This is a genomic window from Brevundimonas sp. ALps5, from assembly GCF_058681645.1.
The window spans coordinates 938,862-965,193 of the sequence record NZ_CM178744.1 but is presented as its reverse complement, the minus strand read 5'-3'; the positions used below and the strand labels follow the sequence as shown (position 1 = coordinate 965,193).

At 67.8% G+C, this 26,332-nt stretch carries 14 protein-coding genes; 7 read left to right on the top strand and 7 right to left on the bottom strand.

What is annotated here, in order from left to right; genetic code table 11:
• The first annotated feature begins 67 nt into the window (after positions 1 to 67).
• From ACW172_RS04525 to ACW172_RS04500, 6 genes are all read left to right on the top strand, one after another.
• Positions 68 to 757: a response regulator transcription factor gene (locus ACW172_RS04525; protein WP_492033997.1), complete on the top strand. Its 690-nt coding sequence runs from the start codon at positions 68 to 70 to the stop codon at positions 755 to 757.
• Entirely contained in the window at positions 744 to 2,087 is a 1,344-nt protein-coding gene (locus ACW172_RS04520) for a sensor histidine kinase (protein ID WP_492033996.1), read from the top strand. The genes ACW172_RS04525 and ACW172_RS04520 overlap by 14 nt, the downstream gene beginning before the upstream one ends.
• Before the next feature lie 305 nt (positions 2,088 to 2,392).
• Positions 2,393 to 2,839 carry a helix-turn-helix domain-containing protein gene (locus ACW172_RS04515; protein ID WP_492033995.1) on the top strand — a complete coding sequence of 149 codons (447 nt, stop codon included), beginning with the start codon at positions 2,393 to 2,395 and terminating at the stop codon, positions 2,837 to 2,839.
• A gap of 35 nt (positions 2,840 to 2,874) precedes the next feature.
• Positions 2,875 to 3,216, top strand: a complete 342-nt coding sequence (locus ACW172_RS04510; protein WP_492033994.1) for a hypothetical protein — start codon at positions 2,875 to 2,877, stop codon at positions 3,214 to 3,216.
• Positions 3,217 to 3,226: 10 nt separating this feature from the next.
• Positions 3,227 to 3,661 carry a hypothetical protein gene (locus ACW172_RS04505; protein ID WP_492033993.1) on the top strand — a complete coding sequence of 145 codons (435 nt, stop codon included), beginning with the start codon at positions 3,227 to 3,229 and terminating at the stop codon, positions 3,659 to 3,661.
• Between the two features lie 70 nt (positions 3,662 to 3,731).
• Positions 3,732 to 4,121, top strand: a complete 390-nt coding sequence (locus tag ACW172_RS04500; protein WP_492033992.1) for a hypothetical protein — start codon at positions 3,732 to 3,734, stop codon at positions 4,119 to 4,121.
• 50 nt (positions 4,122 to 4,171) lie between these two features.
• On the opposite strand, the gene ACW172_RS04495 is transcribed toward ACW172_RS04500, so the two are convergent.
• The 3 genes from ACW172_RS04495 to ACW172_RS04485 form a co-directional block, all read right to left on the bottom strand.
• Positions 4,172 to 5,920: a ShlB/FhaC/HecB family hemolysin secretion/activation protein gene (locus ACW172_RS04495; protein WP_492033991.1), complete on the bottom strand. Its 1,749-nt coding sequence runs from the start codon at positions 5,918 to 5,920 to the stop codon at positions 4,172 to 4,174.
• Positions 5,917 to 21,453: a beta strand repeat-containing protein gene (locus ACW172_RS04490; protein ID WP_492033990.1), complete on the bottom strand. Its 15,537-nt coding sequence runs from the start codon at positions 21,451 to 21,453 to the stop codon at positions 5,917 to 5,919. Before ACW172_RS04490 ends, ACW172_RS04495 begins: the two co-directional genes overlap by 4 nt.
• Positions 21,454 to 21,599: 146 nt before the next feature.
• Complete coding sequence (locus ACW172_RS04485; RefSeq protein ID WP_492033989.1) at positions 21,600 to 23,657, bottom strand: M13 family metallopeptidase; 2,058 nt, start codon at positions 23,655 to 23,657, stop codon at positions 21,600 to 21,602.
• 68 nt (positions 23,658 to 23,725) lie between these two features.
• On the opposite strand from ACW172_RS04485, the gene ACW172_RS04480 reads away from it, so the two are divergent.
• Positions 23,726 to 24,232, top strand: coding sequence for a PadR family transcriptional regulator (locus ACW172_RS04480; protein ID WP_492033988.1), 507 nt, complete (start codon positions 23,726 to 23,728; stop codon positions 24,230 to 24,232).
• 3 nt (positions 24,233 to 24,235) lie between these two features.
• On the opposite strand, the gene ACW172_RS04475 is transcribed toward ACW172_RS04480, so the two are convergent.
• Genes ACW172_RS04475 through ACW172_RS04460 form a run of 4 tightly spaced genes read right to left on the bottom strand, consistent with a single transcriptional unit; the run spans position 24,236 to position 26,016 of the window.
• Complete coding sequence (locus tag ACW172_RS04475) at positions 24,236 to 24,700, bottom strand: hypothetical protein (RefSeq protein WP_492033987.1); 465 nt, start codon at positions 24,698 to 24,700, stop codon at positions 24,236 to 24,238.
• The gene (locus ACW172_RS04470) at positions 24,697 to 25,269 is read right to left on the bottom strand and encodes a response regulator (RefSeq protein WP_492033986.1); all 573 of its coding nucleotides are present in this window, start codon (positions 25,267 to 25,269) and stop codon (positions 24,697 to 24,699) included. Before ACW172_RS04470 ends, ACW172_RS04475 begins: the two co-directional genes overlap by 4 nt.
• A gap of 28 nt (positions 25,270 to 25,297) precedes the next feature.
• Positions 25,298 to 25,630, bottom strand: coding sequence for a hypothetical protein (locus ACW172_RS04465; RefSeq protein ID WP_492033985.1), 333 nt, complete (start codon positions 25,628 to 25,630; stop codon positions 25,298 to 25,300).
• Positions 25,627 to 26,016 carry a response regulator gene (locus tag ACW172_RS04460; RefSeq protein ID WP_492033984.1) on the bottom strand — a complete coding sequence of 130 codons (390 nt, stop codon included), beginning with the start codon at positions 26,014 to 26,016 and terminating at the stop codon, positions 25,627 to 25,629. The genes ACW172_RS04465 and ACW172_RS04460 overlap by 4 nt, the downstream gene beginning before the upstream one ends.
• Positions 26,017 to 26,332 lie beyond the last annotated feature (316 nt).

Sequence of the window (26,332 nt, the reverse complement as noted above, 5' to 3'; positions counted from 1 at the left end):
GGTCTCATCGTTGGGGACGCACTGTGCCACTCTCGCGCCGGCGCGCAAACGAAGGGCGGATCTCTTCATGGCCAGAATCCTCGTTGTCGAGGACGATCTTGAAACCGCGGCCGAGCTTTCGGCGGCGTTGAACGATCATGGGCTGGAGGTCGACTGCGTCCACACCGGCGCCGACGGCCTCGTCCGGGCGGTGCAGCAGTCTTACGACGCCATCGTGCTGGACCGTATGCTGCCTGGCGGTATGGATGGCCTGTCGATGCTGGCGGCCTTGCGCGGCGCGAATATCGAGACGCCGGTCCTGATCCTCAGCGCCCTGTCCAGCGTCGACGAGCGCGTGCGCGGTCTGCGGGGAGGCGGCGATGACTATCTGACCAAGCCTTTCGAATATCTGGAGCTGACGGCCCGGGTCGACGGTCTGCTGCGGCGTCGTCGCGCCCCGGCGGCGGTTGAAAGCCGGATCGAGTTGCGCAAACTCTCCCTCGACCTTCTGGCCCGCGTCGCCCGCTGGGGCGATCAGGTCGTGGATCTGACGCCACGAGAATACCGGCTGCTCGAATATCTCGTCCGCCATCCCGGCGAGGTTCTCACCCGGACCATGCTGCTGGAGGGGGTTTGGGGCTATCGCTACGACGAGCGCAGCAACTTGATCGATGTCCATATGAACAAGCTGCGGCGCAAGCTGGAAGCCGCCGGCGCCGATTCCGCCTTCATCCAGACCGTCCGGGGGGCAGGCTATGTCGTCGATGCGCCTGCGTGACCTGCCGCGCACCACCGGCTTCCGGGTGGCGGTCCTGTTCATGGCCTTGTTCACCGTCCTGTCGGTGGCCCTGTTCGGCTTCGTCTACAGCCAGACCTCGACCTATCTGTCGTCGCGCGTCGATGACTTCCTTCATCGCGAACAGATCCCCCTGCTAGCCATGTCCCCGCCCGAGCGCGTGCGGCGGCTGAATGAACACGCAGCAGCTGATCCGGGCGGAACCCGGCCGTTCGGCCTCTTCACCGTCACCGGCGAACACGTCGCGGGCAATCTTCGCGACATCCCGCTGCATCCCCTGCCGACGAACCGCACCTTCGCCTTCGATGGACCCGGCGCGGTGGGCGAGGCCTCATTCCGTGGACTGGCGGCCCGGCTGCCCGACGGCGGCGTGCTGATCGTCGCCGATCAGCTGGTCGATCACCAGACGTTCAAGGCAGGCCTGCTCAGGCGGATGGTGTGGGGGGGGCTGCTGATCCTGGTGCTGGGCGCGATCGGCGCCGTCTTCGTCGCCAGCGAGGCTGTCCGGCGCATTGACGCCGTCGCCGTGGCCATCGACAGGATCATGAAAGGCGATCTGGCGGAACGGCTGCCGACGCGCGGCGACGGCGGCGACGTCGAACATCTTGCGGCCGCCGTCAACCGGATGCTGGATGAGATCGAGCGGCTCATGTCCGAGGTCAAGGTGGTCGGCGACGGCGTCGCCCACGACCTCAGAACGCCGATGACCCGGATGCTGTCGGGACTGGAGCGGGTGCGCCGCCGCGATTCATCCACCGCCGACTACGAGGCCGCGGTCGATCTCGCCATTACCCAGATCGGCGGACTGCTGCGGACCTTCAACGCCATGCTCCGTATCGCCGAGATCGATCATGCCGAACGACGCGCCGGCTTCTCGACCGTAGATCTGGGCGAAATCGCGGTCGACGTCGGGGAGTTCTACGAACCGGCCGCTCTGGACAGGGGGGTTCGCCTCTCATGGCCTGCATCGCCGCCCTCCGCGCCGATCGAGGGCGATCCCAGCCTGTTGTTCGAGGCGATCGGCAATCTGGTCGATAACGCCATCAAGTTTACCCCGGCGGGGGGGCAGGTTCACATCGAGATCGACCCCTCGGGGGTCGCCGTCCGCGACACCGGCTCAGGGATTCCGGCGACCGAGGTCGCGACCCTGCTCAGGCCTTTCCATCGTGGAGAGGTCAGCCGCAACACCCCTGGAAACGGCCTGGGACTGGCGCTTGTCCAGGCCATCGCCCGGCTGCATCGAATGGACCTGTCCATCGCTGATGCCGGACCGGGCTTGCGAATTCGTCTGACGTTGGTCGGTGACGTGTGAGGGGCCTGTAAGCCAGGAGGTCGTCATTCAGTCGGGCTTAAAGATCCGTGTGGACGCGGGCATTCCGCCCCCGGGGGATGCTGGGCCCGGTCGGCGCAGCAATACTCCGAAGGCAAAGGTCACACGTTCGAATCGGGTCGGGTGCGCCATTCCTCCCAAGGAATCTAACCTAAGGTTGAATTTTCAACCCGATATTACCCCTGTGGTGCAATTATTTCGCGCCTGTGGCTGGACGTCGCCGGACGAAGCGGCATGATCCTCCTGCGGATCCGGAGAATCCGCGAGGCGTTGGGGCAGTAAGACTGATGGACCGGCCGTTGTCGCCGATGCAGCTCGAGTGTCTTCGTCGTGCGGCGAGCACCGACAAGGAAATCGCCCGCGTCCTGAACATCTCACCCGATACGGTCAGCAACCACATCCGTGAGGCCATGCGACGCTTGGGCGCGTCGGACCGGCGTGACGCCATGGGGCGCCTAGCGGTTCATCCGCTATACGGAGCGGTCGACATACCCGGGGTGGTGATTGTGACGCCTTCTCCGGTGGCGACAGACGCTCCGTCGCCGCCGGAACCGAAACTCCAGCGTCCCCAGATCTTCGGCCGTGACCTCCCGGACCTTCCGGGAACGGCGGGCCGGTTGCGATGGGTGCTCCTGACCTTCCTGGCCCTGACCGGCCTGGGGCTGCTCGGGATCGCCCTGATCAATGCGCTGGCGGACCTGGGCAATCGGCTGGCGCCGCCGGGAGCCGTCTGACGCGATTGACTGATCGCCTTCAGGGGAAACGCGACATGACCAACAAGCACGAAACGGGCATCAGGATCGCCCGGCAGCTCCGCACCACCGAACACGCCGTCGATACCGCCCTGGCCGAGATGTTCCGTCTCGGCGCCCAGATGGTCGATGGACGCAAGGCCGCCAATCTGGCCGCCGCCGTCGGTCAGGACAGTCTGACTGAGATCGTCTCCGGCCTTTCCGCGCTCAACACCGCGCGTCGGGCGACGGTGGCGGCTCACGGCAACCTCCTGGAAGTGGCCCAGGACCACGGCGTCGTCTGGCGCATGGACGGAACGACCGAGGACAAGCCGGTCCCGACCGGCGGCACGACCGGCCATCTGGCTGTGGTGGCCTGAGGCGGTCGGCGTGCAGGCTTTCGTCTTCGCCCCGTTCAACATCTTCTCCGCCATGGCGCTGGCGACCCTGGCGCTGTGCGGAGGCCGTGTGGAACGGGCGGGGGCGGCCCTGTTCGCCGCCGTTCTCCTGCTTACGCCGCTGTTCGACGGGCTGACGATCGGAACCTTCCGCTGGGCGGTCGCCCTGTCGTCCCTTGTCCTGTTCGCGGTGCTCCTCTGGGGCGCCATGACCCGGGACCGCTGGTGGCTGGTCTTCGCGGCCGGTTGTCAGCTCATGGCGCTGTCCACCCATCTGGTGGCCTTGCTGCGCGTCGACAGCCTGCTGTGGACGATGGTCTCGATCCGCTGGTTCTCATGGCTGTTCATGATGACCATCGTCCTGTTCGGAGCCTGGGAAGGCTGGGCGCTGAGCCGCATCGCGCGGCAACGCCCGCCGGCGGCCTGAGCGCTCATCCCTTTTTTCGGAAGCGCGGTCGTCCGCCGCCTCCATTCTTACCTGTATCGGAGACACCGCCATGGCGGAGCTTGATCACGACGCCTTCATGACCCACGCCCTGATGTGGGCCGCCCATGCCGAAAGCCCGTCCTCGCCCGAGCTCGAGGTCGAGGACGAGAACGGCCTGACCCTGATGGAGATCGCCGAGGCCTACATCCTGGGGCACCCGCCCGAGAACACCGCCCAGATCATCGTCCAGCTCGAGCTCATCTGCCAGGACCTGGGCGCGGAGGGTGTTCGACACGACGGGCTGGATGTGCTGGCGCTTCGCAGCATCCAGGCCGCCCTGTTCGCCCCGTCCCTGGCCACGGACGGTGATCTGGGGCGGTTCGCCGCGACCCGCAGGATATCCCGGACCATGGCCGACGGCGGTTGGAACGGTCCGCTCGACACTTCCCTGAGCAACTAGGGCGCGGCGAGACCGAGCGTTTGCCGCCCGGTCCGCTCCGGGCGGCGGATCTAGAAGCTGAAGGTCGCGGTGACGGCGATCTGGGTGTCGTGCTTGTTCGCTCCGGGGGCGCGGCGCAGCTGGGAGCCGACCTCCATCTGAATGTCGAACCGCCGGTCGACGCTGTAGTGGACGTTGAAGCCGACGCTGGCCAGGGTCGCGCTCTCGGGCAGGTCCGGGAAGGGATCGGGCTGGCTCAGCCAGGCGTAGTCGACGAACAGGCCCAACTGCATCCGGTCGTCGATCCGGGGCAGGACGCCGAAGGCGCCCGAGCGCACCTCGGTGCTGAGCACCACCCCCTGGCTGCCCAGGGCGACATTGGGGTCATAGCCGCGCACCCCGCCGAAGCCGCCGCCGCCGATCTGTTCGCTGTAGGGAAGGTTGCCGCTGGCGTACTGGCTCATGCCCCGGACGATCCAGGTCATGCCGCGCGACAGGACGGTGGTGCGGGTCACTGACAACCGGTCATAGGCGTAGTTGGCGTCGGCGAAGGGCACGAGCTGGCGGAGGGCGGCGTCGGTGTTGTGGTCGGACAGACCGCCAGGTGAGATCACCGTCATGTTCTCGAGCACCGTCTGGCCGTGTCGGTCGGGCGCGGCCAGGGTGTAGAAGATCGGGATCTGGATGATCTCCACCGAGCTATCGAGGACGGTGAAGCCGAGGAATTCCAGATCGTTGTCGGTGCGCTTGTAGTCGAAGCCCAGCTGCAGGCTCTGGGTCAGGGCGGAGTTGCGGCCGAGGTCGTGGATCAGGCGGGCGCTGACCTGGGCGGTCTTGCCGTCGCTATTGAAGATCGTCCCGTCGCCGATCTCGGGCCTCTGGGTGGCGTAGGCGCCGAACAGCCACAGCCGGGCGTCGCTGTTGATCGGGATGACGTCGCTGAGCGAGTGGGATTCGTACCGGCCCGAAAAGCTGCGCGTATACTGATAGGACAGCACCTGGGCCTGGCCGAACAGATTGCCGAGGTTGAAGCCGGCGTACCATTCGTCGCGGCCCAGCGACGGGGCGCCCTGGTTGTCATAGCCGGCGTAGACCCGGACGGGGGTGCGGTCCTCGACCTTGAGCGCGATGTCGGTCAGGCCGATGGTCTGGCCGGGCCTGGCCACCGCGCTGACCGACAGGAAGGGGTTGCGGTTATAGTCGTCCAGCGCCTCGCGCAGACGGGGCAGGGTCAGAAGATCGCCCGATTCCAGTCCGCCCAGGCGCAGGATGGTCTCGTCCGAGAAATGGCGATTGCCGCTGATCTCGATCTGGTCCAGCCGGTATTCGACCACCACGATCCGCACCACGCCGTTCTGGACGTTCTGGGGCGGGGCGGTCACGTCCATGAAGGGATGGCCGGCCGCGCGATAGCGATCACGCACGAGGGCGATCAGGGCCTCGAGATCGGCCCGGGTCAGAGGCCGGCCGACAGAAGCCTGCGCGGCGGCGAGGAAGGCCGAATCCTCTGCCAGCAGGGGCAGCCCCGCCGCGCTGACGCCGTCGGGGGGCGTCTCGACGGCGCCCCGGGCCCGAACATCCGCCGGCTCGCCTACGAAGACGATCCCCTTCAGTTCGGGGATCAGGACGGTCTGGTCCTCCGAGGCGGGTGGCGCCTCCGCCGGCGTCTGCACCGCGAGTGGCGGCGCCGTGGCCGGAAGCCTCGGCGCCACGTGTTCGAAATCCTGGGCCAATACCGCCGTCGCGGCCGCCGAGGCCAGGATGACGGACAGGACGGTGGGCAGGGCCAGACCCGTGGCGACGCCTCCCGACGCCCTCACGGCCGGGCCTCGAGCATCTCGCCGCTCGGGCGCGGGGGGAAGCTGATCGAGAAGCGCTTGGCCCGGCCGCCCTGACGCAGGATCTGGCCGGTCGAGTTGATCACCGGCGCCCCGGTGTCGATGAAGACGCCGTCCTCGAGGGTCGTGGTGCTGGGCGCCCAGATGATGCTCGGCAGGGCGGCCAGGCCGCTGGTTCCGCCCTGATAGATCGAATCGATCACCGGATACGGCACATAGAAGCGCACCGTGCCGATGACGTGGGCCACGGGCAGGACGTCGTCGGGATCGATGCATTCGTTCAACGACCGGCATGGCGTCGGGCCTGGAGGAGCCGGGGGTGTCGCCGAGGTGATGTGGCCCTCGCCGCTCGCGCTCTCCGGCAGCACATAGTTGGCGAGCAGGGTGCCCTGGGCCGCCTGATAGTCGGCCGCGGTCAGGGACGCGGTGACCGTATGGGCGCCGATCTCGGGAGCCGCATAGGCGCCGAGGGTCTGGGTGACAGCGGCGCTTTCGCCGCCGACGAAGCCGCTCAGGCCGTAGTTGGCCGAAGTCAGGGTCGCCGTGGTCGTTCCGTCGAAGGTCTTGGTCGGATCGCCGATGATGGCGGCGCTCAGGACGGCGCGGTCGATCTGGCCGGCCCCGCTTGCCGAGGTCGGCAGGACATAGTTGGACAGCAGGGTCGAACCCGCGGCGGCGAAATCTCCGGCGCCCAGGCTGACGCTGACCGTGCGGGCGCCGGCATTGGCGCTGTCGTAGGCGCCGACCGTCTCGGTGACCGTCGCGCCTTCGGATCCGACGAAGCCGGTCAGCTGATAGTTGGAGGCGGTGAGGGTCGCCGTGACGGTGGCGTTGTAGGTCCGGGTCGGGTTGCCGACCACGGCGGCCTGGAGCAGGGCGCGGTCGATGACGCCCGCCCCCGTGGCCAGGGTTGGCAGGCTGTAGTTGGAGAGCAGGGTCCCGCCGTTGGCGGTGAAGTCGCCACTGTCGAGGGCGGCGGTTGCCGTCCGGGCGCCGGCGTTGGGGCCGTCGTAGGTCCCGACCGTTTCGGTGACGGTCGCGCCTTCCGCTCCGACGAAGCCGGTCAGCTGGTAGTTGGCGCTGGTCAGGATCGCGCCCGTCGTCGCGTCATAGGTCCGGGTTGGGGTTCCGACGATGGCGGCGGTCAGGGCGGCTTGGGTGATGTGGCCGGTCCCTGTCGCCGACGTGGGCAGGATGTAGTTGGACAGGCGGGTGGATCCCGTGACCGAGAAGTCCCCGGCCCCGAGGCTGACCGTCAACGTCCGCCCCCCGGCGTTGGGGCTGTCATAGAGGCCGACGGTCTCGCTGACGGCCGCGCCTTCGCCAGCGACGAAGCCCGCCAGTTGGTAGTTTGCCGAGGTCAGGGTCGCGACGGTGGTCGCGTCATAGGTGCGGGTCGGATCGCCGATGATGGCTGCCGTCAGAGCCTTCGGGTTGATGGTTCCCGCTCCAGATGCGTTGGTCGGAACGATATAGTTGGTCAGTAGGGTCGATCCGCTCGCGGTGAAATCGCCGCCGTCGAGGCTCGCGGTGACGATACGCGCCCCCGCATCGGCGCTGTCGTAGACCCCGACAGTCTCGGTGACCGTGGCGCCTTCGGAGCCGATGAAGCCGGTCAGGCTGTAGTTGGCCGAGGTCAGGGTCGCCGTGCGCGTCCCGTCATAGGTCTTGCTCGGATCGCCGATGATCGTCGCCGTCAGGGCCGCCGGGGTGATATGGCCGAGGCCGAGAGCCGAGGCGGGCAGAATGTAGTTCGACAGCAGGGTCGAGCCGTCGGCTGTGAAGTCGCCGCTGTCGAGGGCGGCTGTGACGGTGCGCGGCCCGGCATTGGGGGAGGCATAGGCGCCGACGGTCTCGGCGACCGTGGCGCCCTCGCCCGCGACGAACCCGGTGAGTTGGTAGTTCGCCGAGGTCAGGGCCGCGACTGCGGTCGCATCATAGGTCCGCGTCGGGTCGCCGATGATGGCCGCCGTCAGGGCCGCCTGGCTGATTTGACCGATGCCGGGGGCGCTGGTGGGCAGGACGTAGTTGGCCAGAAGCGTCGCGCCCGTTGCGGTGAAGTCGCCGCTGTCGAGGCTGGCGCTGACCACCCGCGATCCCACATTGGCCGAGGCATAGGTCCCGGCGGTTTCCGTGACCGTGGCGCCTTCAGAGCCGACAAAGCCGCTCAGGCTGTAGTTGGCCGAGGCCAGCAAGGCCGCGGTCGTGCCGTCATAGGTCTTGGCGACCCCGATCAAGGCCGCTGTCAGGGTCTTCTGATCGATCTGGCCTGCGCCTGAGGCCGTCGTCGGCAGGAGGTAGTTCGACAGCAGCGTGCCGCTTCCGGCCGTGAAGTCGCCGCTGTCGAGGCTGGCGGTCACCATGCGGGCTCCGGCGTTGGCGCTGTTGTAGGTCCCGACGGTCTCAGTGACCGTGGCGCCCTCGGAGCCGATAAAGCCGGTCAGGGAGTAGTTGGCCGAAGTCAGGACCGCGCCCGTGGTGGCGTCATAGGTTCGGGTCGGATTGCCGATGATCGCCGCGGTCAGGGCGGCCTGATTGATCTGTCCGATGCCCAGGGCGCTCGTCGGCAGGATGTAGTTCGCCAGCAGGGTGGAGCCGGTGGCGGTGAAGTCACCGCTGTCGAGGCCGGCGGTGACGACGCGCGCCCCGGCGTTGGGCGAGGCGTAGATCCCGACCGTTTCGGTGACGGTCGCGCCCTCGGCCCCGACGAAGCCGGTCAGGGCGTAGTTGGCGGCGCCGAGCGCGGCGTCGGTCGTGCCGTCGTAGGTCTTGGCCACCCCGACGAGCGCCGCCGTCAGGGTTTTCTGGTCGATGGTCCCCGCGCCCGAGGCCGAGACCGGCAGCACATAGTTGGACAGGAGCGTCGAACCGGTGGCGGTGAAGTCGGATCCGTCCAGAGTGGCGACGACCGTGCGGGCCCCTGCGTTCTGGCTATCGTAGGTTCCGACCGTTTCGGTGACGGTGGCGCCCTCGGAGCCGACGAAGCCGGTGAGGCTGTAGTTGCTCGCGACCAGACTTGCTGCGGTCGTGGCGTCATAGACCTTGGTCGGGGCGCCGATGATGGCGGCTGTCAGGAGGGCCTGGGTGATGTGTCCCGTCCCGGCGGCGCTCGTGGGCAGGATATAGTTCGACAGGAGCGTCGAGCCGGTCGCCGTGAAGTCTCCGGCGTCGAGGGCGGCGGTGATCGTGCGCAGTCCGGCGTTGGGAGAGCCATAGGTCCCGACGGCCTCGGTGATCGTCGCACCGTCCGTGCCGATGAAGCCGGTGAGGCTGTAGTTGGCCGAGGTCAGGCCGGCGATCGTGGTCGCGTCATAGACCCGGGTCGGGTCGCCGATGATGGCCGCGAGCAACTGGGCCTGGCCGATCTGGCCGATGCCGACCGCCGTGGTCGGCAGGATGTAGTTGGACAGGGAGGTGGAGCCTGTCGCGGTGAAGTCGCCGCTGTCGAGGCCGGCAGTGACGACATGCGAACCGACATTGGGCGAGGCATAGGTCCCGGCCGTCTCGGTGACCGTGGCGCCCTCCGAGCCGACGAAGCCTGACAGGGTGTAGTTGCCCGCCGCGAGCACGGCGTCGGTCGTGCCGTCATAGGTCTTGGCCACGCCGACAAGCGCCGCCGTCAGGGTCTTCTGATCGATCTGTCCGGCGCCGGAAGCGCTGGTCGGCAGGACGTAGTTCGACAGCAACGTCCCCCCACCGGCGGTGAAATCGCCGCTGTCGAGGATGGCGGTGACTGTCCGCGATCCGGCGTTGGCGCTGTCATAGGTCCCGACGGTCTCGGTGACGCCGGCGCTTTCCGAACCGATGAAGCCGGTCAGGGTGTAGTTGGCGCCTGTGAGGGTTGCGCCGGTGTTGGCGTCATAGACCTTCGTCGGATTGCCGATGATGGCGGCGGTCAGGGTCGCCTGGTCGATATGGCCGATCCCTGAGGCCGAGGTCGGCAGGACGTAGTTCGACAGCAGGGTCGCGCCGTCGGCGGTGAAGTCCGCACCGGTCAGGATCGCGGTGACGATGCGCAGTCCGGCGTTGGGGGAGGCGTAGGTCCCCGCCGTTTCGGTGACCGTGGCGCTTTCCGTGCCGACGAAACCCGTCAGGCTGTAGTTGGCGCTGGTCAGGACGGCCACGTCCGTGGCGTCATAGACCCGGGTCGGGTCGCCGATGATGGCGGCGGTGAGGGTCTTCTGGTCGATCGCGCCGGCGCCCGACGCGCTGGTCGGCAGGATGTAGTTCGACAGCAGGGTGGAACCGGTGGCGGTGAAGTCAGACCCGTCGAGAGCGGCGGTGACGGTGCGCGATCCTGCATTGGCGCTGTCGTAGGCGCCCACCGTTTCGGTGACCGCGGCGCCTTCCGAACCGATGAAGCCGGTCAGGCTGTAGTTGGCGCCTGTGAGGGTTGCGCCGGTGTTGGCGTCATAGACCTTGGTCGGGTTGCCGATAATGGCGGCCGTCAGGGCCGCCTGGGTGATGTGGCCGACGCCGGAGGCCGTGGTCGGCAGGAGATAGTTGGACAGCAGCGTCGAACCGGTGGCGGTGAAGTCGGAGCCGCCCAGTGTTGCGGTCACGATACGGGCGCCGGCATTGGCGCTGTCGTAGGCGCCGACGGTTTCGGTGACCGTGGCACCTTCCGCGCCGACGAAGCCGGCCAGGCTGTAGTTGGCGCTGTTCAGAGCGGCGACGGTGGTCGCGTCATAGGTCTTGGTGGGGTCGCCGATGATGGCGGCGGTCAAGGCCTTCTGGTCGATCTGCCCCGCGCCCGAGGCCGTGGTCGGCAGGACGTAGTTCGACAGCAGGGTGGAGCCGGTGGCGGTAAAGTCGCCGCTGTCCAGCGCCGCGGTGACGGCGCGCGACCCCGCATTGGCGCTGTCGTAGGTCCCGATGGTTTCGGTGACCGTCGCGCCTTCTGCGCCGATGAAGCCGGTCAGGCTGTAGTTGGTCGCGGTCAGGGTCGCGCCGGTGGTGGCGTCATAGACCTTGGTGGGATTGCCGATGATGGCGGCAGTGAGTGTCGCCTGGTCGATCTGCCCCGCGCCCGAGGCCGTGGTCGGCAGGACATAGTTGCTCAGCAATGTGGAACCGTCGGCGGTGAAGTCGGAACCGTCCAGCGTCGCGGTGACGGTCCGGGATCCCGCATTGGCGCTGTCGTAGGCGCCGACGATCTCGGTGACGGTGGCTCCCTCGGCGCCGATGAAGCCGGTGAGGCTGTAGTTGATCGAGGTCAGGACGGCGCCGGTCGTGGCGTCATAGGTCTTGGTCGGGTTGCCGATGATGGCGGCGGTCAGGGTGGCCTGGGCGATATGCCCCGCCCCCGCCGCACCCGTCGGCAGGATGTAGTTGCTGAGCAGGGTTCCGCCGTCGGCGGTGAAGTCCGCGCCGGTCAGGGTCGCGGTGACGGTCCGCGCCCCCGCGTTGGCGCTGTCATAGACCCCGGCCGTTTCGGTGACTGTGGCGCCTTCCGTGCCCACGAAGCCGGTGAGCTGGTAGTTCGCGCTCGTCAGGGCGGCGACGGTGGTGGCGTCATAGACCCGGGTGGGGTCGCCGATGATGACGGCGGTGAGGGATTTCTGGTCGATCGCGCCCGCGCCCGAAGCATTCGTCGGCAGGATGTAGTTCGAGAGCTGGGTCGAGCCGATGGCGGTGAAGTCCCCGGCCCCCAGGCTGGCGGTGACGGTGCGCGCGCCGGCGTTGGCGCTGTCATAGCTCCCGACCGTTTGGGTGACCGTTGCGCCTTCCGCACCGATAAATCCGGTCAGGCTGTAGTTGGTCGAGGTCAGGGTCGCGCCGGTCGTGGCGTCATAGACCTTGGCCGGATTGCCGATGATGGCTGCGATCAGGGTGGCCTGGTCGATCTGGCCCGCGCCCGAGGCGGTTGTCGGCAGGACGTAGTTGGAGAGCAGCGTCCCGCCGCCCGCCGTGAAGTCTCCGGCGTCGAGCAAGGCGGTGACGGTGCGGGCCCCGGCATTGGCGCTGTCGTAGGTCCCGACGGTTTCAGTGACGCTGGCGCTCTCGGAACCGATAAAGCCGGTCAGGGCGTAGTTGCTGCTCGTCAGCGCAGCGCCGGTGGTGGCGTCGTAGGTCTTGGTCGGAGCGCCGATGATGGCGGCGGTCAGGGTCGCCTGATCGATATGGCCGATCCCCGTGGCCGAGGTCGGAAGGATGTAGTTGGACAGCGATGTCCCGCCGTCGGCGGTGAAGTCGGCGCCGGTCAGGGTCGCGGTCACGATGCGGACGCCTGCGTTGGGCGAGCCATAGGCCCCGACCGTCTCGGTGACCGTCGCGCCTTCCGATCCGACGAAGCCCGTCAGGCTGTAGTTGGCGCTGGTCACGGCGGCGACGGCGGTGGCGTCATAGGTCTTGGTCGGGTCGCCGATGACGGCGGCGGTCAGGGCCTTGGGGTCGATAGTCCCCGCGCCCGAGGCGGCTGTAGGCAGAACGTAGTTGGACAAGAGGGTCGAGCCGGTGGCGGTGAAGTCCCCGTTGTCGAGGGCGGCGGTCACCGTGCGTGATCCCGCATTGGCGCTGCTGTAGGCGCCGACGGTCTCGGTGACGGTGGCGCCTTCGGAACCGGCGAAGCCGGTCAGGCTGTAGTTGCTTGAGGTCAGGACGGCGCCGGTCGTGGCGTCATAGGTTCTGGTGGGATTGCCGATGATGGCGGCGGTCAGGGCCGCCTGGGTGATGTGGCCGATGCCGGAGGCGGTCGTGGGCAGGGTGTAGTTGGCCAGGGAGGTGCCGCCGTTGGCCGTGAAGTCGCTGCTGCCGAGGGCGACGCTGACCGTCCGCGCCCCGACGTCCTTGCCGCTGTAGGTCCCGACCGTCTCGGTGACCGTCGCGCCCTGGCCCCCGACGAAGCCGGTCAGTTGATAGTTGGCCGAGGTCAGGGTCGCCACCGTGGTGGCGTCATAGGCCCGGGTCGGGTCGCCGATGACGGCGGCCGTCAGCAGGGCCTTGGTGATCACCCCGCCGCCCGAGGCGCTGGTCGGCAGGACATAGTTGGACAGCAGGGTCGAACCCGTCGCGGTGAAGTCACCGCTCGCCAGGGTGGTCGAGACGTTGCGGATGCCGGCGTCGGCCGAGACATAGACGCCGGTCGTCCTGGTCACATCGGCGCCCTCGCCCGTGACGAAGCCGGTCAGGCTGTAGTTGGCGCCGGTCAGGGTCGCGCCGGTCGTGGCGTCATAGGTCTTGGTCGGCAGGCCGACGATGGTGGCGGTCAGGATGGCCTGGGTGATGATTCCCAGCCCGGCGGCGCTGGTCGGCAGGATGTAGTTTGAAAGCGAGGTCCCGGCTCCGGCGAGGAAGTCACTGGCCAGCAGGCTTGTGGTCACGGCCTGCGGCCCGGCGTTGACCCCGGCATAGGTCCCGGCGGTCCGGGTGACGCTGGCGCTCTCCGACCCGACGAAGCCGGTCAGGCTGTAGTTGGCCGAGGTCAGGGCAGCGACATCGGTTCCGTTATAGGTCCGGGTCGGATTGCCGATGATGATGGCGGCCAGGCTCTTCTGGTCGATCTGGCCGGCTCCTGCGGCGCTGATCGGCAGGACGTAGTTGGACAGCAGGGTGCCGCCGTCGGCCGTGAAGTCTCCGGCGCCCAGGGTCGCGGTGACCGTCCGCGCCCCGGCGTTGGCGCCGTCGTAGACGCCGACGGTTTCGGTGACGGTGGCGCCTTCCGATCCGACGAAGCCGGTCAGGCTGTAGTTGGCGCTGGTCAGGGTCGCGCCGGTCGTGGCGTCATAGACTTTGGTCGGCGTGCCGATGATTGCGGCGCTCAGGGTCGCCTGGCGGATATGGCCCACGCCGCTGGCCGAGGTCGGCAGGATGTAGTTGGCCAGCAGGGTCGTGCCAGTGGCAGTGAAGTCTCCGGCGGCCAGGATCGCGGTGACCGTCCGGGCCCCGGCGTTGGCGCTGTCGTAGGCGCCGACCGTCTCGGTGACGAGGGCGCCTTCGGAACCGACGAAGCCGGTCAGCTGGTAGTTTGCGTTGGTCAGGCCGGCGACGGTGGTGGCGTCATAGATCCGGGTGGGGTCGCCGATGATCGCCGCCGTCAGGGTCTTCGGATCGATTTGGCCGGCGCCCGAGGCCGAGGTCGGCAGGATGTAGTTGGACAGCAGGGTCCCGCCGCCCGCCGTGAAGTCGCCCGCGGTCAGGGTCGCGGTGACGGTTCGGGCCCCGGCGTTGGGGCTGTCGTAGGTCCCGACTGTCTCGGTGACGGTCGCGCCTTCAGAGCCGATGAAGCCGGTCAGGCTGTAGTTGGCGGAGGTCAGGGCGGCGACGCTGGTGGCGTCATAGGTCCGGGTCGGGGTTCCGACGATGGCGGCCGACAGGGCCTTGGGGTCGATGGTCGCCGAGATGCCGCCGGGCTGGGTCAGGACGTAGTTGCCCGCGTCGATCCCGGTCAGCAGATAGCCCGAGGCGGCGACCGAATAGGTCCCGACGTTCGGCGACCCGAAGGCCGCGCTGGAGCCTGCGCTGTTCACGCCCAGATCGTCGCTGCCCAAGGTCCCGACCACGGTCGTGCCGGTGTTGTTCAGCGTCAGGGCGGTCGTGCCGTCATAGATTTTGGTGTTCGCCAGCATGCCGGTCAGGGTGACCGTCGCCGGGGTGATCTCGCCGATCGCCGCATTGGTCAGGGCGGTGGCGATCGAATAGTTGCCCGCATCCGCGCCGGTCAGATCCAGGCCGGTGAAGGTGACGTTGATGTTCGTGCCGACGTTCTTGGTGGCGTAGTCCCCGATGATGCCGCTGGCGTCCACCGCGACGTCGTCGCCCGAGACGATCCCCGCCAGGCTGTAGGCCGCACCGTCCGTCGGCAAGGGGGTGAAGGCGGTATAGACCCGCGTCACCTTGACCAAGGTCAGCAGCGCCTGGGTGATGTCGGCGGTCAGATAGTTGGGCTGCTGCAGGATGTAGTTCGGCGCATCGGTTCCCGAAATCGAATAGCCGTTGGTCGTCACGCTCTTGGCGGTCCCGACATTGGCGTCGGCGAACTGGCCGGTCGTGGCGTTGGTCAGGGTGACGGCGTCGCTGCCCAGCACCCCGACCAGCGACGTGCCGGTGTTGGTGATGGTGGCGTTGGTCGTGCCGTCATAGACCTTGTTGTCAGCGACGGCGCCCGCGACGGTCAGCAGGGCCTGACTGATCTGGCCCGCGCCCGAGGCGCTGGCCGGCAGGACATAGTTGGTCAGCAGGGTGCCGCCGTCGGCCGTGAAGTCGCCGCCGCCGAGCGAGGCGGTGACCGTGCGCGCCCCCGCGTTCTTGCTGTCATAGGCCCCGACCGTCTCGGTGACCGTGGCGCCTTCACCGGAGACGAAGCCGGTCAGGCTGTAATTCGCCGAGGTCAGTGTGGCGGTCGTGGTGGTGTCATAGGTCTTGGTGGGGTTGCCGATGATCGCCGCGATCAGGGCCTTGGGCGAGATCACCCCGATGGCCTGATTGACGACGTCGGAGACGACGTAGTTGCCGGCGTCGGTTCCCGACAGGCTGAGGTTGGCGACGCTGACGTCGATACCGGCGGTGACCACTCCGCCCGACAGGCTGCCGCCCACATTCTTGCCGGCATAGGCCCCGGTCGCGCCCGCCGGACTGGCCGAGACCGCGTCGCCGCTGAACACGCCGCTGAAGCCATAGGCGGCGCTGTCGGTCGGCAGGGCGGTGGTCCCGTCATACGTCTTGCTGACCGAGGTCAGGAAGATCTGGAACGGAGTGATGTCGGCGGTCAGATAGTTGGGCTGCTGCAGGACGTAGTTGCCCGCATCGACGCCGCTGACGCTGTATCCGGTGGTGGTGACCGGCTTGTTCGTCCCGACGTTCTTGTCGGAGAACTGGCCGCTGTTCGAGACCGTCAGGGTGACGTCGTCGCTCAGCAGGACGCCGTTCAAGGTCGTGCCCGAGTTGTCGATCGTGGCGTTGGTGGTCTGGTCATAGACCCGGTCGTTGGCCACGGCGCCGGCGGTGGTCAGCTGGGCCGGGGTGATGGTCCCGATCGGGGCGTTGGTGGTCGTGGAGGCGATCAGATAATTGCCCGCGTCGGCCCCGGCGATGGCCACCCCTGCGAGGCTTATCGCCTTGCCCGTGCCGACGTTCTTGGTGTCATAGTCGCCCGTGATGCCCGCGGCGGTCACCGTCACGACGTCGGCGCCGAACACCCCGGACAGGGCATAGGCGCTGTCGTTGGTCGGGGCCGTGGTTGTCGCCGTATAGACCCGGGTCACCGAGGCCAGGGCCAGGGTCGCCTGGCTGATGTCGGCGGCGAGGCCGGTCGGCTGGACCACGACATAGTTGCCCGCGTCGGCGCCCGCGAGCGCGTACCCGGTCGCCGTCACCGCGATATTGGTCCCGACGTTCTTCGTTGCGAAGACGCCGCTGGAACCTGAGGAATCCACCGTGACCGTGTCGGCGCCCAGAATGCCGGACAGGTCGGCGAGGCTGTTGTCGAGCCCGGCCGCCGTCGTGCCGTCATAGACCTTGTCCAGGGCCACCACGTCGGTGACGCTGACGCTGGCCGGGGTGATCATCCCGCCGCCCAGGGCGATGTTGGGCAGGTTGTAGTTGGCCAGATTGGTCGAGCCGGTGGCGGTGAAATCGCTGTCAGTCAGCAGGGCGGAGATCGACCGGTTCCCGACGTTCTTGCTGGCGTAGAGGCCGGAGGTCTGGGTGACCGTGGCGCCCTGGCCGGCGACGAAGCCAGTGAGCGAATAGTTGGCGCTGGTCAGGGTCGCGGTCTGGGTCGCGTCATAGACCTTGGTCGGATTGCCGATGATCGCCGCCGCCAGGGTCAGGCGGTTGATCAGGCCCGGCCCGGTGAGGGTTGTGGGCAGGAGGTAGTTGGACAGGTCGGTGCCGGCGCCGGCCTGGAAGTCTGAGACCACCACCGTCGCCGTGACGGTGCGCGCGCCCGCGTCGGGACTGTCGTAGGCCGCGCCCGCCGCCTGGGTGACCGTGGCGCTCTGGCCGGCGACGAAGCCGCTGACGCTGTAGTTGGACGAGGTCAGGAAGGCTTGGGTGGTGGCGTCATACGTCCGGGTCGGCGTGCCGATGATCGCGCCGGTCAGTTGTTTCGGCGTGATGGCGGCGGTCAGATAGGAGGGTTGGCTCAGGGCGTAGTTGCCGGCGTCAGTCCCGTTCAGGGCGAAGCCCGAGGCGTTGACGTGCAGGCCGGTCCCGACATGGCTCTGGCCGAAGGCGCCGGCCGCCCCGGCGGTGGTAAAGCCGACGGCGTCGCCCGCGAAAACCCCGTCCAGCGTCGCACCGCCGAGGTTCAGGGTTGCGGTGGTGGTGGCGTCGTAGATCTTGTCCAGGGCGATGACGCCGAGAATCTGGACGCCCTTGGGCGTGATGCTGGCGGTCAACCCTTGCGGCTGGGTGAGGACGTAGTTGGCCTGATCCGCACCGGTCAGGGCGTAGCCCGAGGCGGTGACGGCGATGCCGCTTCCGACATTGCGAGACGCGAAGGTCCCGGTCGCACCGACGCCGTCGAGGCCGACGATGTCGCCGTCCACCAGTCCGAACAGGGTCGCGGTCCCGGCCAGCTGGGCGGTGGTGGTGGTGTCATAGACCTTGTCGGCCGCCGAGACGTTGAGGATGGTCAGCGGCGCCTGGTTGATAGTGCCGGCGCCCACGGCCAGGGTTGGCAGGACGTAGTTCGATAGCAGGGTCCCGGCGTCGGCGACGAAGGCGGTGGGGCTCAGGGTCTTGGAGACGATGCGCGTCCCGGCGTCCTCGCTGCTGTAGGTCCCCACCGTGGCGGGCAGGCTGGCGCCCTCGCCCGGGACGAAGCCGGTGAAGCTGAAGTTGGCCGAGGTCAGGATGGCGTTGGTCGAGCCGTTATAGACCTTGGTCGGGTTGCCGATAATGGCGGCCGTCAGCTGGGCGCGCAGGATGGTGCCGATGCCGGTCGCCTCGGTCGGCAGGTTGTAGTTGTCCAGATTGGTGCCGACGTCGGCGGTGAAGTCCGTCGGCGCCAGATAGGCGATGACCGACTGCTGTCCGGCGTTCTTGTCGCCATAGGTTCCGACCGTCTGGGTGATGGTCGCCCCTTCGCCCGCGATGAAGCCGGTCAGGGTGTAGTCGGACGGCGTCAGGGTGGCGATCGTATTGCCGTCATAGGTCTTGGTCGAGTTGCCGGTGATGTCAGCGTAGAGAGTCCCCGGGCCGATATCCCGACGCGTGATCGTCCCGATCCCCGTCACCGGCGAGGGGATGATGTAGTTCGACATCAGGGTGCCGCTGTCGGGATCGAAGTCGCCTGCGTCCAGATCGGCGCTGACGGTCCGCGTGCCGGCGTCGGACGAGCTGTAGGTGCCGCTGGTCTCCGTGACTGTGGCGCCTTCGCCGGGGATGAAGCCGTCGACCTCGAAATTGCTCGAGCCGAGCGAGGCGCCGGGCGTGCCGTCATAGGCTTTGGTCGGATTGCCGACGATGGTGATGGTCAACTGGGCCGGGTCGATGGTCCCCAGCCCCGTGGCCAGAATCGGCAGGATGTAGTTCGACAGGGCCGTGCCCGCGTCGGCGACATAGTCGGGCGGCGACAGGGTGGCCGACACCATCCGCGATCCAGCGTCCTTTGAGGCATAGGTCGCACCGCTGGTCTGGACGATGGAGGCGTTCTCCCCCGCGACGAAGCCGGTCAGCTGAAAGTTGAGCGGAGAGACGGCCGCCTGGGTGTTGCCGTCATAGGTCTTGGTCGGATTGCCGATGATCGAGGCGACCAGCGGCGCGGGGGTGATATCCGCCGAGAAGGGGGTGAGGGCCACCACATTGTAGTTGCCGCCGTCGGCGCCGCCGATCTGAACGTCCGAGGCGCGAACGGCGATGTTGTCGCCCACGTCCTTGCTGTCGAAGGTGAAGGCGCCGGACGTCACCGAGACATCGTCCCCGGAGATCAGCCCCAGGAAGGTCGCGCTGGAGGTGTCGGCGGTGGCGGTGCGCGTGCCGTCATAGACCTTGTCGTTGATCGTCACCGACGCAACCTGCAGCGTCGCCCGGGTGATGTCGGCCGAAAGGCCCGTCGGCTGCAGGACCTGGTAGTTGGCGGCGCCGGCGCCGCTGACCGAGAATCCGGAGGCGGTCACGGCGATGCCGGTCCCGACGTTCTTCGTGGCGAACAGGCCTGTCGCGCTCGCCGTGCTCAGGGCCACGTCCTCGGAGCCGATGACGCCGAACAGGGCGGCCGAACCGGTGCTCAGGGAGGCGGTGGTGGTCCCGTCATAGACCTTGTTGTTGGCGCTGACGTTGAGCACCGTCAGCGGCGCCTGGGTGATCAGGCCGGCCCCGCTCGCGTTGGTCGGCAGGACGTAATTGTTGAGATTGGTCGCGGCGCCGGCCACGAAATTGGTGCCGCCGAAGGTGGCCGTGACGGTGCGCGCTCCCGCGTTGGCGCTGTCGTAGTTGGTGGTCGCGGCGCCGTTGACGGTGATGGTCTCGCCCGCCACAACCCCGGTCAGAGAGACATTGCTCGGGACCAGCTGGGCCAGGTTGGAGGCGTTATAGACCTTGGTCGGGGTGTTGATGATCGCGGCCGTCAGGCTGGCTCGCGTGATCTCGGCCGTCGTCGTGGTCGCGGCCGGATCGGAGACGGCGTAGCCGTAGACGGGGATGCCGCCGTTGGTCGCCTGGAAGTTGCTGGCGGTGACGGTCAGGCCTGTTCCGGCGTCCTTGGTCGAATAGGCGCCGTCCAGCGCCCAGTCGTCGCCGCCCAGAAGGCCGGTGACGGTGGTGTTCGTCCCGTTCAGGATGGCCGTGGTCGTGCCGTCATAGACCTTGGTGATCGTGCCGAGGGTGACCGTGGCCGTGGGCGCGACCCGGTACAGCACGGCGTTTCCGGTCGAGGCCGCGGTTTGGGTGGTCAGGAAGTCGTACTGGAAATAGTCCGGTGTCAGGCCGCCGAGGGTGGTCGAACCCGGCCCGTCGGTGAGGATGAACCACTCGGCGCTGCTGCTGATCGCGCCGGCCCCGGCCTGGTTCACGAAGGATCCGCCGACGACGCCGACGCCAAGGGCGCCCGTCAGGGATCCTCCGGCGGCGATGGTGTAGGTCCCCGCCACCCCGGCGAAGGCCGGCGATCCGGTCGCGATGGCGGTCGCGCTCACCGGGGCGGCGATGGTAGCGTCGCGTCCGGCCTCGAAGGTCACCCAGCCGCCGCCGCTGATCGCCGCGTTGACGTTGAGGTCACGATAGGCGGTGAGGGTCAGATCGCCGGTCCCGGTCCAGACGATCGGCGCCGCCACCGTCAGATCGCCGCTGCCGCCCGTACCGCCGGCCGTGGTCGTCGGGTTGACGTTGCTTCCGCCGTCGAGGGTCGAGACGATCGTCGCCGCGGCGGCCGCGTCGATGGTCAGGTCATCGGGGTCGAGCAGCCATAGCCCGCCCTTGCCGGGATCGATGCGGGCGCCGGCGAAGGCGAGGGTCTGGCCCGAGGTCTCGATCCGCCCGCCGCCCGCCGGTCCGCCGGCCCGGAGGGACGCGCCCTCGGCGATGGTCGTATGGGCGGCAAGATCGGCGGCGGTTCCAAAGGCCGAGGTCCCGATCAAAACCTCGCCGCCCTTCATTCCGGTCGCGGCGACATTCGCCGTCCCTTCCAGGGTCACGGTCTGGCCGTTGATCAGGATTTGCCCGCCGCCTCCGTCAGCCTGCGTCGCCGCCAGCGCGCCGGCGACCCGAACCTCCCCCTTGGGCGCCGTCAGCCACAGCTGCCCGTCGATGGTCTCGGAGCCGGTCGCCTGGATCAGGCCGTCGCGGTTTCCCGCCAGGGCGAAGATGTTCCCGCCCGCCGCGTGCAGCGAGACGGCGGCTGCCCGGATGCGACCGGTTTGGGTGACATCGCCGTCTCCGCCCTCCGCGACCGAGACGAACAGATCCTTGCCGTCGGCGTCGCTGGTGGTCAGCAGAACGTCGTCGGCGGCGGCCAGGGTGACGCGCCCTTGAGACGCCTGCACCGTCCCCGCGTTCGTGACCGAGCGCGCGATCATCACCACGCTGCCGCTCTGCGACTGCAGCTGACCCTCGTTGAGAATGGTACCGTAGGAGGTCCCCGAGGCCGCCAGCGGTCCGCCGCCCATGAAGGCGTCGGGGTTCATCGGGCGTGTCGAGACGACCAGATTGCCGCCGGACAGGATGCTGCCGTCGGTGCCGACGATCACCCCGGCGGGGTTCATCAGATACACCGACCCGGTCGCGCTCAGCCGCCCGTCGATCTGCGAGATCTGGCCGCCGAGTACGCGGTTCAGAGTGGCGCCGGCGCCGTTGTTGATGTCGACCTGGCCGTCCTTGCCGATCGAGAAGGTGCTCCAGTCGATCACCCCGCGTGTGCTCGACTGGGTGATGACCATGGCGCCCGGCCCGGTCTGGCTGATCTCGCCGTCACCACGCACGAAGGCGCCGCCGGTGGGCAGGGTTTGAGGGGCTGTCTGGGCGAGCGCGGGGCTCGCGCCGGCCACGAGGGCGGCCGTTCCGAGCAGGGCGTAGCGGCGGGCGATCACCAGCATACTGGTGGAAAACAGAACGGATTTCAGCCGGCGAACACGCACTCGGGCCCTCGTTTCCCGGACCCCCCTTCCTGCTCTGAGGGTCGAGAAATTTAGAGCACCGACCCGACCTTCCGAACTATCGGGCCAAACCCCGAACCGCCCGTAAGATCATCCGCCTTTCCGGAGACAGGCCCGCGCCGCCGGACCTACCACAGCCGGATCCGGTCTCCGGGCGGGACATACATCGGGTCGCCGGGATGGACGTCGAAGGCGGTCTGGAAGGCGTCCAGATGGACCACGATCCCGTTGACCCGATAGCGTTCGGGCGCATGCGGATTGGACTTCAGCAAGGCGATGAGGGCCGCCTCGCGGCGCTTGCCCATGAAGCTCTGGGCATAGCCGAGGAAGAAGCGCTGCTCGCCCGTCAGGCCGTCGATCACCGGAGCCTCGGCGCCATTCAGCGAGGCGCGCCAGGCATCGTGGGCCAGCTGCAGTCCGGCCAGATCGGCCATGTTCTCGCCCAGCGTCAGGGTCCCGTTGACGTGCTGGCCGGGCAGGGGCTCGAAGGCATCGAACGCGCGCGTTAGCCGGTCGGACAGGGCCTGATAGCGGGCGCGGTCCTCGGGCGTCCACCAGTCGCGCAGGTTGCCGTCGCCGTCGTAACGGCTGCCGCGCACGTCGAAACCGTGGCTGATCTCGTGTCCAATCGTCGCGCCCGTGGCCCCGTAGTTGTACGCGTCGTCCGAGCCCGGATCGAACATCGGCGGCTGCAGCACCCCCGCCGGGAAGGCGATCTCATTGGTGGCGGGGCTGTAGTAGGCGTCGACGGTCGGGGTGGTCATACGCCATTCGCGGCGATCGACCGGCGCCGACAACAGGGCCCGCTTGCGCCGCCATTCGAAGGTTCGGGCGCGGAAAATGTCGCCCAGCAGATCGTCCGGCTGGATCTCGAGCGCCGAATAGTCGCGCCAATGGTCGGGATAGCCGATCTTCACATCGATCTTCGCCAGCTTGGCCAGAGCCTCGGCGCGGGTCGCCGGGCTCATCCAGGCAGCGTCGTTCAGGCTGCGCGCCTGGGCCGTCATCAGGTTCTGCACCAGGGCGTCGATGCGCGCCTTGGCCTCGGGGGGAAACTCACGCTCGACATAGAGCCGGCCCGAGATGTCGCCCAGCAACTGGTCGACCAGGGCGGCGCCGCGCTTCCAGCGTTCGCTGTTGGTGGTGGTTCCGCGCAGCACCCCTTCGTTGAAGCCGAAGGCGGTGTCGGCGAAGGCCCGGGACAGGAAGGGCGCCGAGGCGTCCAGGACCTTCAGGCGCAGCCAGGCGCGCCATACCGGCAGGGGCGTCTCGGCCGCCAGTCGCGACAGGCCTTCGAAGAAGCTCGGCTCCCGCACGACGATCAGGGGCGTCGCGCCGCCGAGTCCCTGCGCCGCCATCCAGCCGGTCCAGTCGAGGTTCGGCGCCGACCGCTCCAGATCGGCGAGCGTCCGGGGATTGTAGGTCTTGTCCGGATCGCGGGCGTCGACCGGCGACCAGTAGAGTCGGGCCAAGGCTGTCTCCAGCGCCAGCACGGCCGCCGCGTCCGATTCCGCCTGCGCCGACGGCTCTCCGGCCAGCACCAGCATCCGCGCGACATAGGTCCGATACTGGTCGCGGACGGTGATGAACCGGGTTTCCGCACTCAGATAATAGTCGCGGTCCGGCAGGCCGAGCCCGCTCTCGTAGAGCCACAGGGCATTGCGATCAGCGTCCTTCGCATCCGGATCGATGAAGACGCCGATGGGGGTCGTGACCCCGATCGCATCCAGCCGCGCCATCAGCGGGGCCAGGTCCCTGACCGTGGAAAGGGCGTCTACCGCCTGCAACTGCGGCTGGAGCGGGGTTAGGCCCGCCGCCTCGATCCCGGCCTCGTCCATGAAGGCGGTGTAGAGGTCACCGACCTTGCGCGCCTCAGGATCGGTCGCGGTCGTCGCCGCTTCGGCGACGGCGCGCTGCTTGATCAGAGACCGCTCCGCCATCATGGAATCCACGCCGTAGCGCGAGCGATCGTCGGGGATGGGGGTATCGCGCAGCCAGCGGCCATTTGCGAAGGCGAAGAAATCGTCCTGCGGCCGCACGGCCGTATCCATGTCTGCCGTCTGCACGCCCGAGCCCAGGGCGACGACCGACGGCACAGGTGCTGTCGTTTGGGGCTCGGCCAGACCCGCGCAGGCCGCTAAAGCCAGCAGGGAGACGCCGAGGACGGCGGAAAAAGGGGTTCGCATGGCCGTATCCGTGTGAATAGTCTTTTTCGTACTATCACGGCGAACGGTTCGCGCAAGGGAGGCTGGCGATGCTGACGGAACTGGAAGGCTCGGTGCTGTCCGAACTGCATCACCGGGGGCGTCAGACCGCCTTTCAGGTGCGCCGCTCCTTCTCGACGTCGCCGTCCATCGAGTGGCGCGGTAGCGCGGGCGCGGTCTATCCGGCGATCAAGCGGATGGAGCGGGACGGCCTGATTGCGGCCGAGGCCAAGGGCGACGGGCGGGCGACGCGGCTGCTGTCGGTCACGGCTGAGGGCCTTGAGGCGATGATGCAATGGGCGTGCGACCCCGGCCGCGCCTCCAGCGTCGGCATCGACCCTTTCCGGATGCGGGCCGGCATCTGGATGCAGTTGGAGGGCGCGCGCCGGGCCGAGGTCCTGACCGCCGTCCGGCAGGAGTTGCTGGAGGGGATGGAGCGGCTGGCCGGCTGGTCCCGGCACGGCGACTCCATCGAGCGCGCCAGCGTCGATCTCAGTCTGCGCCTGCAGCGCGCCCGGCTGGACTGGCTGGATGAGGTCGCCCAAGGCGAGGGCTGAACTCTATTCGAGCGCGCCGATGGAGGCGCGGGCGCTGCGCAGGCCGGACAGAAGGGCGCCGACGTTGGGCTTCTCTCCGCGGTTCATGACCAGGCCCAGGGCGGCCGCATGGACATGGATCAGATCGGCTCGCCAGCCGCCGTCGGCGTTCAGATGCCGGATCAGGACGGCGATTCCCTTGGCGATGTCGCCGATGGGGTTGGGCCGGCCCGAGCCCGCCACCTCGGCCAGAAGGCCGGCTTCGGTGGCCAGGGCCAGGCGGGCCTCCGGCGTCGCGGGCGGCGGACCCGCCATGGCGCGGAGCAGGGCCACGGAGCGATCCGCCACATAGACGTCGACGGCCGGCGCCATGGCCTCGACCCGGCGGGCGGCGTCGCGAAGCATATCGTGGATGTCGGCGGCGCCGGGCGCGTCGATGCCGCGCGCGAGGGTGTTCTCCGGGACGAAGATACGGGCGGCGTCGGTCATCCGAACAGCGAGTCCAGGTCGGCCTGGGACATTTCCCGGGTGGCGTCCGAGGTCAGGGCCAGGGCCTCCGCTCGGCGCTCATCGACGCCCTGTGGCGGCCCGGCCTTGCGGAAGCGCCGGTCGGGCCCGGAATAGTTGTCGGCGACGACGAAGGCGCGATCGTTACGGGCGATCCACTCGATCCGGCTGAGAAGGGCCGCCGGCGATACCGGCTTGGACACCACCATATTGACCCCGTTGTCGCGCGCCTCGCGCACGGTCGTCGGGGGAGTGAAGGCTGTCACGATCATGATCGGGGTGGTGAAATTGGTCTGGTCCACCCGCGACCGGACGTAGCGGCTCAGGTCGAGGCCGCTCTGGGCGGGCATCTCCCCGTCGATCAGAAGCAGGTCGAACGGCTCCTCGTCGATGGCCTTGCGGGCCTCCTCGGCGGAGCTGCACTCCCGCAGGTGCTTGATACGGAAGCCGTTCAGGATCTGCTTGAGCAGATCCAGGGACATCGGATTGTCGTCGACGGCGAGAACTGAGGCCTGACGCAGGTTCAGGCGACGGGTCGTTTGGGATGACATATCGCGCTTGCTCTTCGCTGAAGGGAGATCAGGACGTCAGCAGTCGGTCGGCGGCCTGTTGGTCCAGGCCGCCGGTTAGGGCGGGGCCGTTCAGAAGAGGGTCGGCGGTCGTGGCCTTCGGCGCCGGGTCGATCAGGCCGCCGAGGACCGTCAGCCGCTGGCCGGTCAGATCCTGGAAGGCGCAGGCCTCCATGATGCTGAAGAGGGCCTGTTCCAGCCGATCGAGCGCCTCCGCCGATCCGCCGCGAACCCCCTCCATCTCCCGCAGGCAGGTCTCGGCCCCGGTCAGCACCTGATCAACGCCGGCTTCGACCTCGCTCCGGACCGCGGCGATGATCGCGACGGGATCCAGCTGGGTCATCCCAGTTCTCCCAGCACGGTGGTCAGCTTCTGTTTGAGCACCGCCAGGGTGAAGGGCTTGATGATGTAGTTGTTCACCCCCGCCTGCCGCGCCGCGACGACGTTTTCGGTCTTGGCCTCGGCGGTGACCATGACGAAGGGCGTCTTGGCCGTGCGGGGTTCTGCGCGGACCTGGGTCAGCAGTTCCAGGCCGGTCATCGGGACCATGTTCCAGTCCGACAGGATCAGCCCGTACTCCTGGTTCCGGATCTTCTCCAGGGCGCTGGGCCCGTCCATCGCCTCATCGACATTCTTGAAGCCGAGTTGCTCCAGAAGGCCGCGAACGATGCGGATCATTGTCTTGTAATCGTCCACGACCAGTACGGGCATGTTTTTATCGACAGCCATAGTCAACGTTCCTGCTGATCTGGTTCATATCGCTGGAAGTCAGCAATATTCACTCGATGAAATCAGGAAAAAGGTTCCTTTATGGTTAAACATATAGTTTTCAAAGGAATTTCAAAATTTATATGGAATTGCAATACAGTATGAAATCGCAACGGATTGCACTCAAGGTGTAAAAATATCCGCATTTTGGGCAATCAATTCGTTTATACGTACACAACAATGCGTGTAATCTCAAGTTGCGATCTATATAAATTGATATGTTGGTCGGTTGTATGAGTAACGATGGGTCAGATTAACCATTAAGTAACAGTATTAA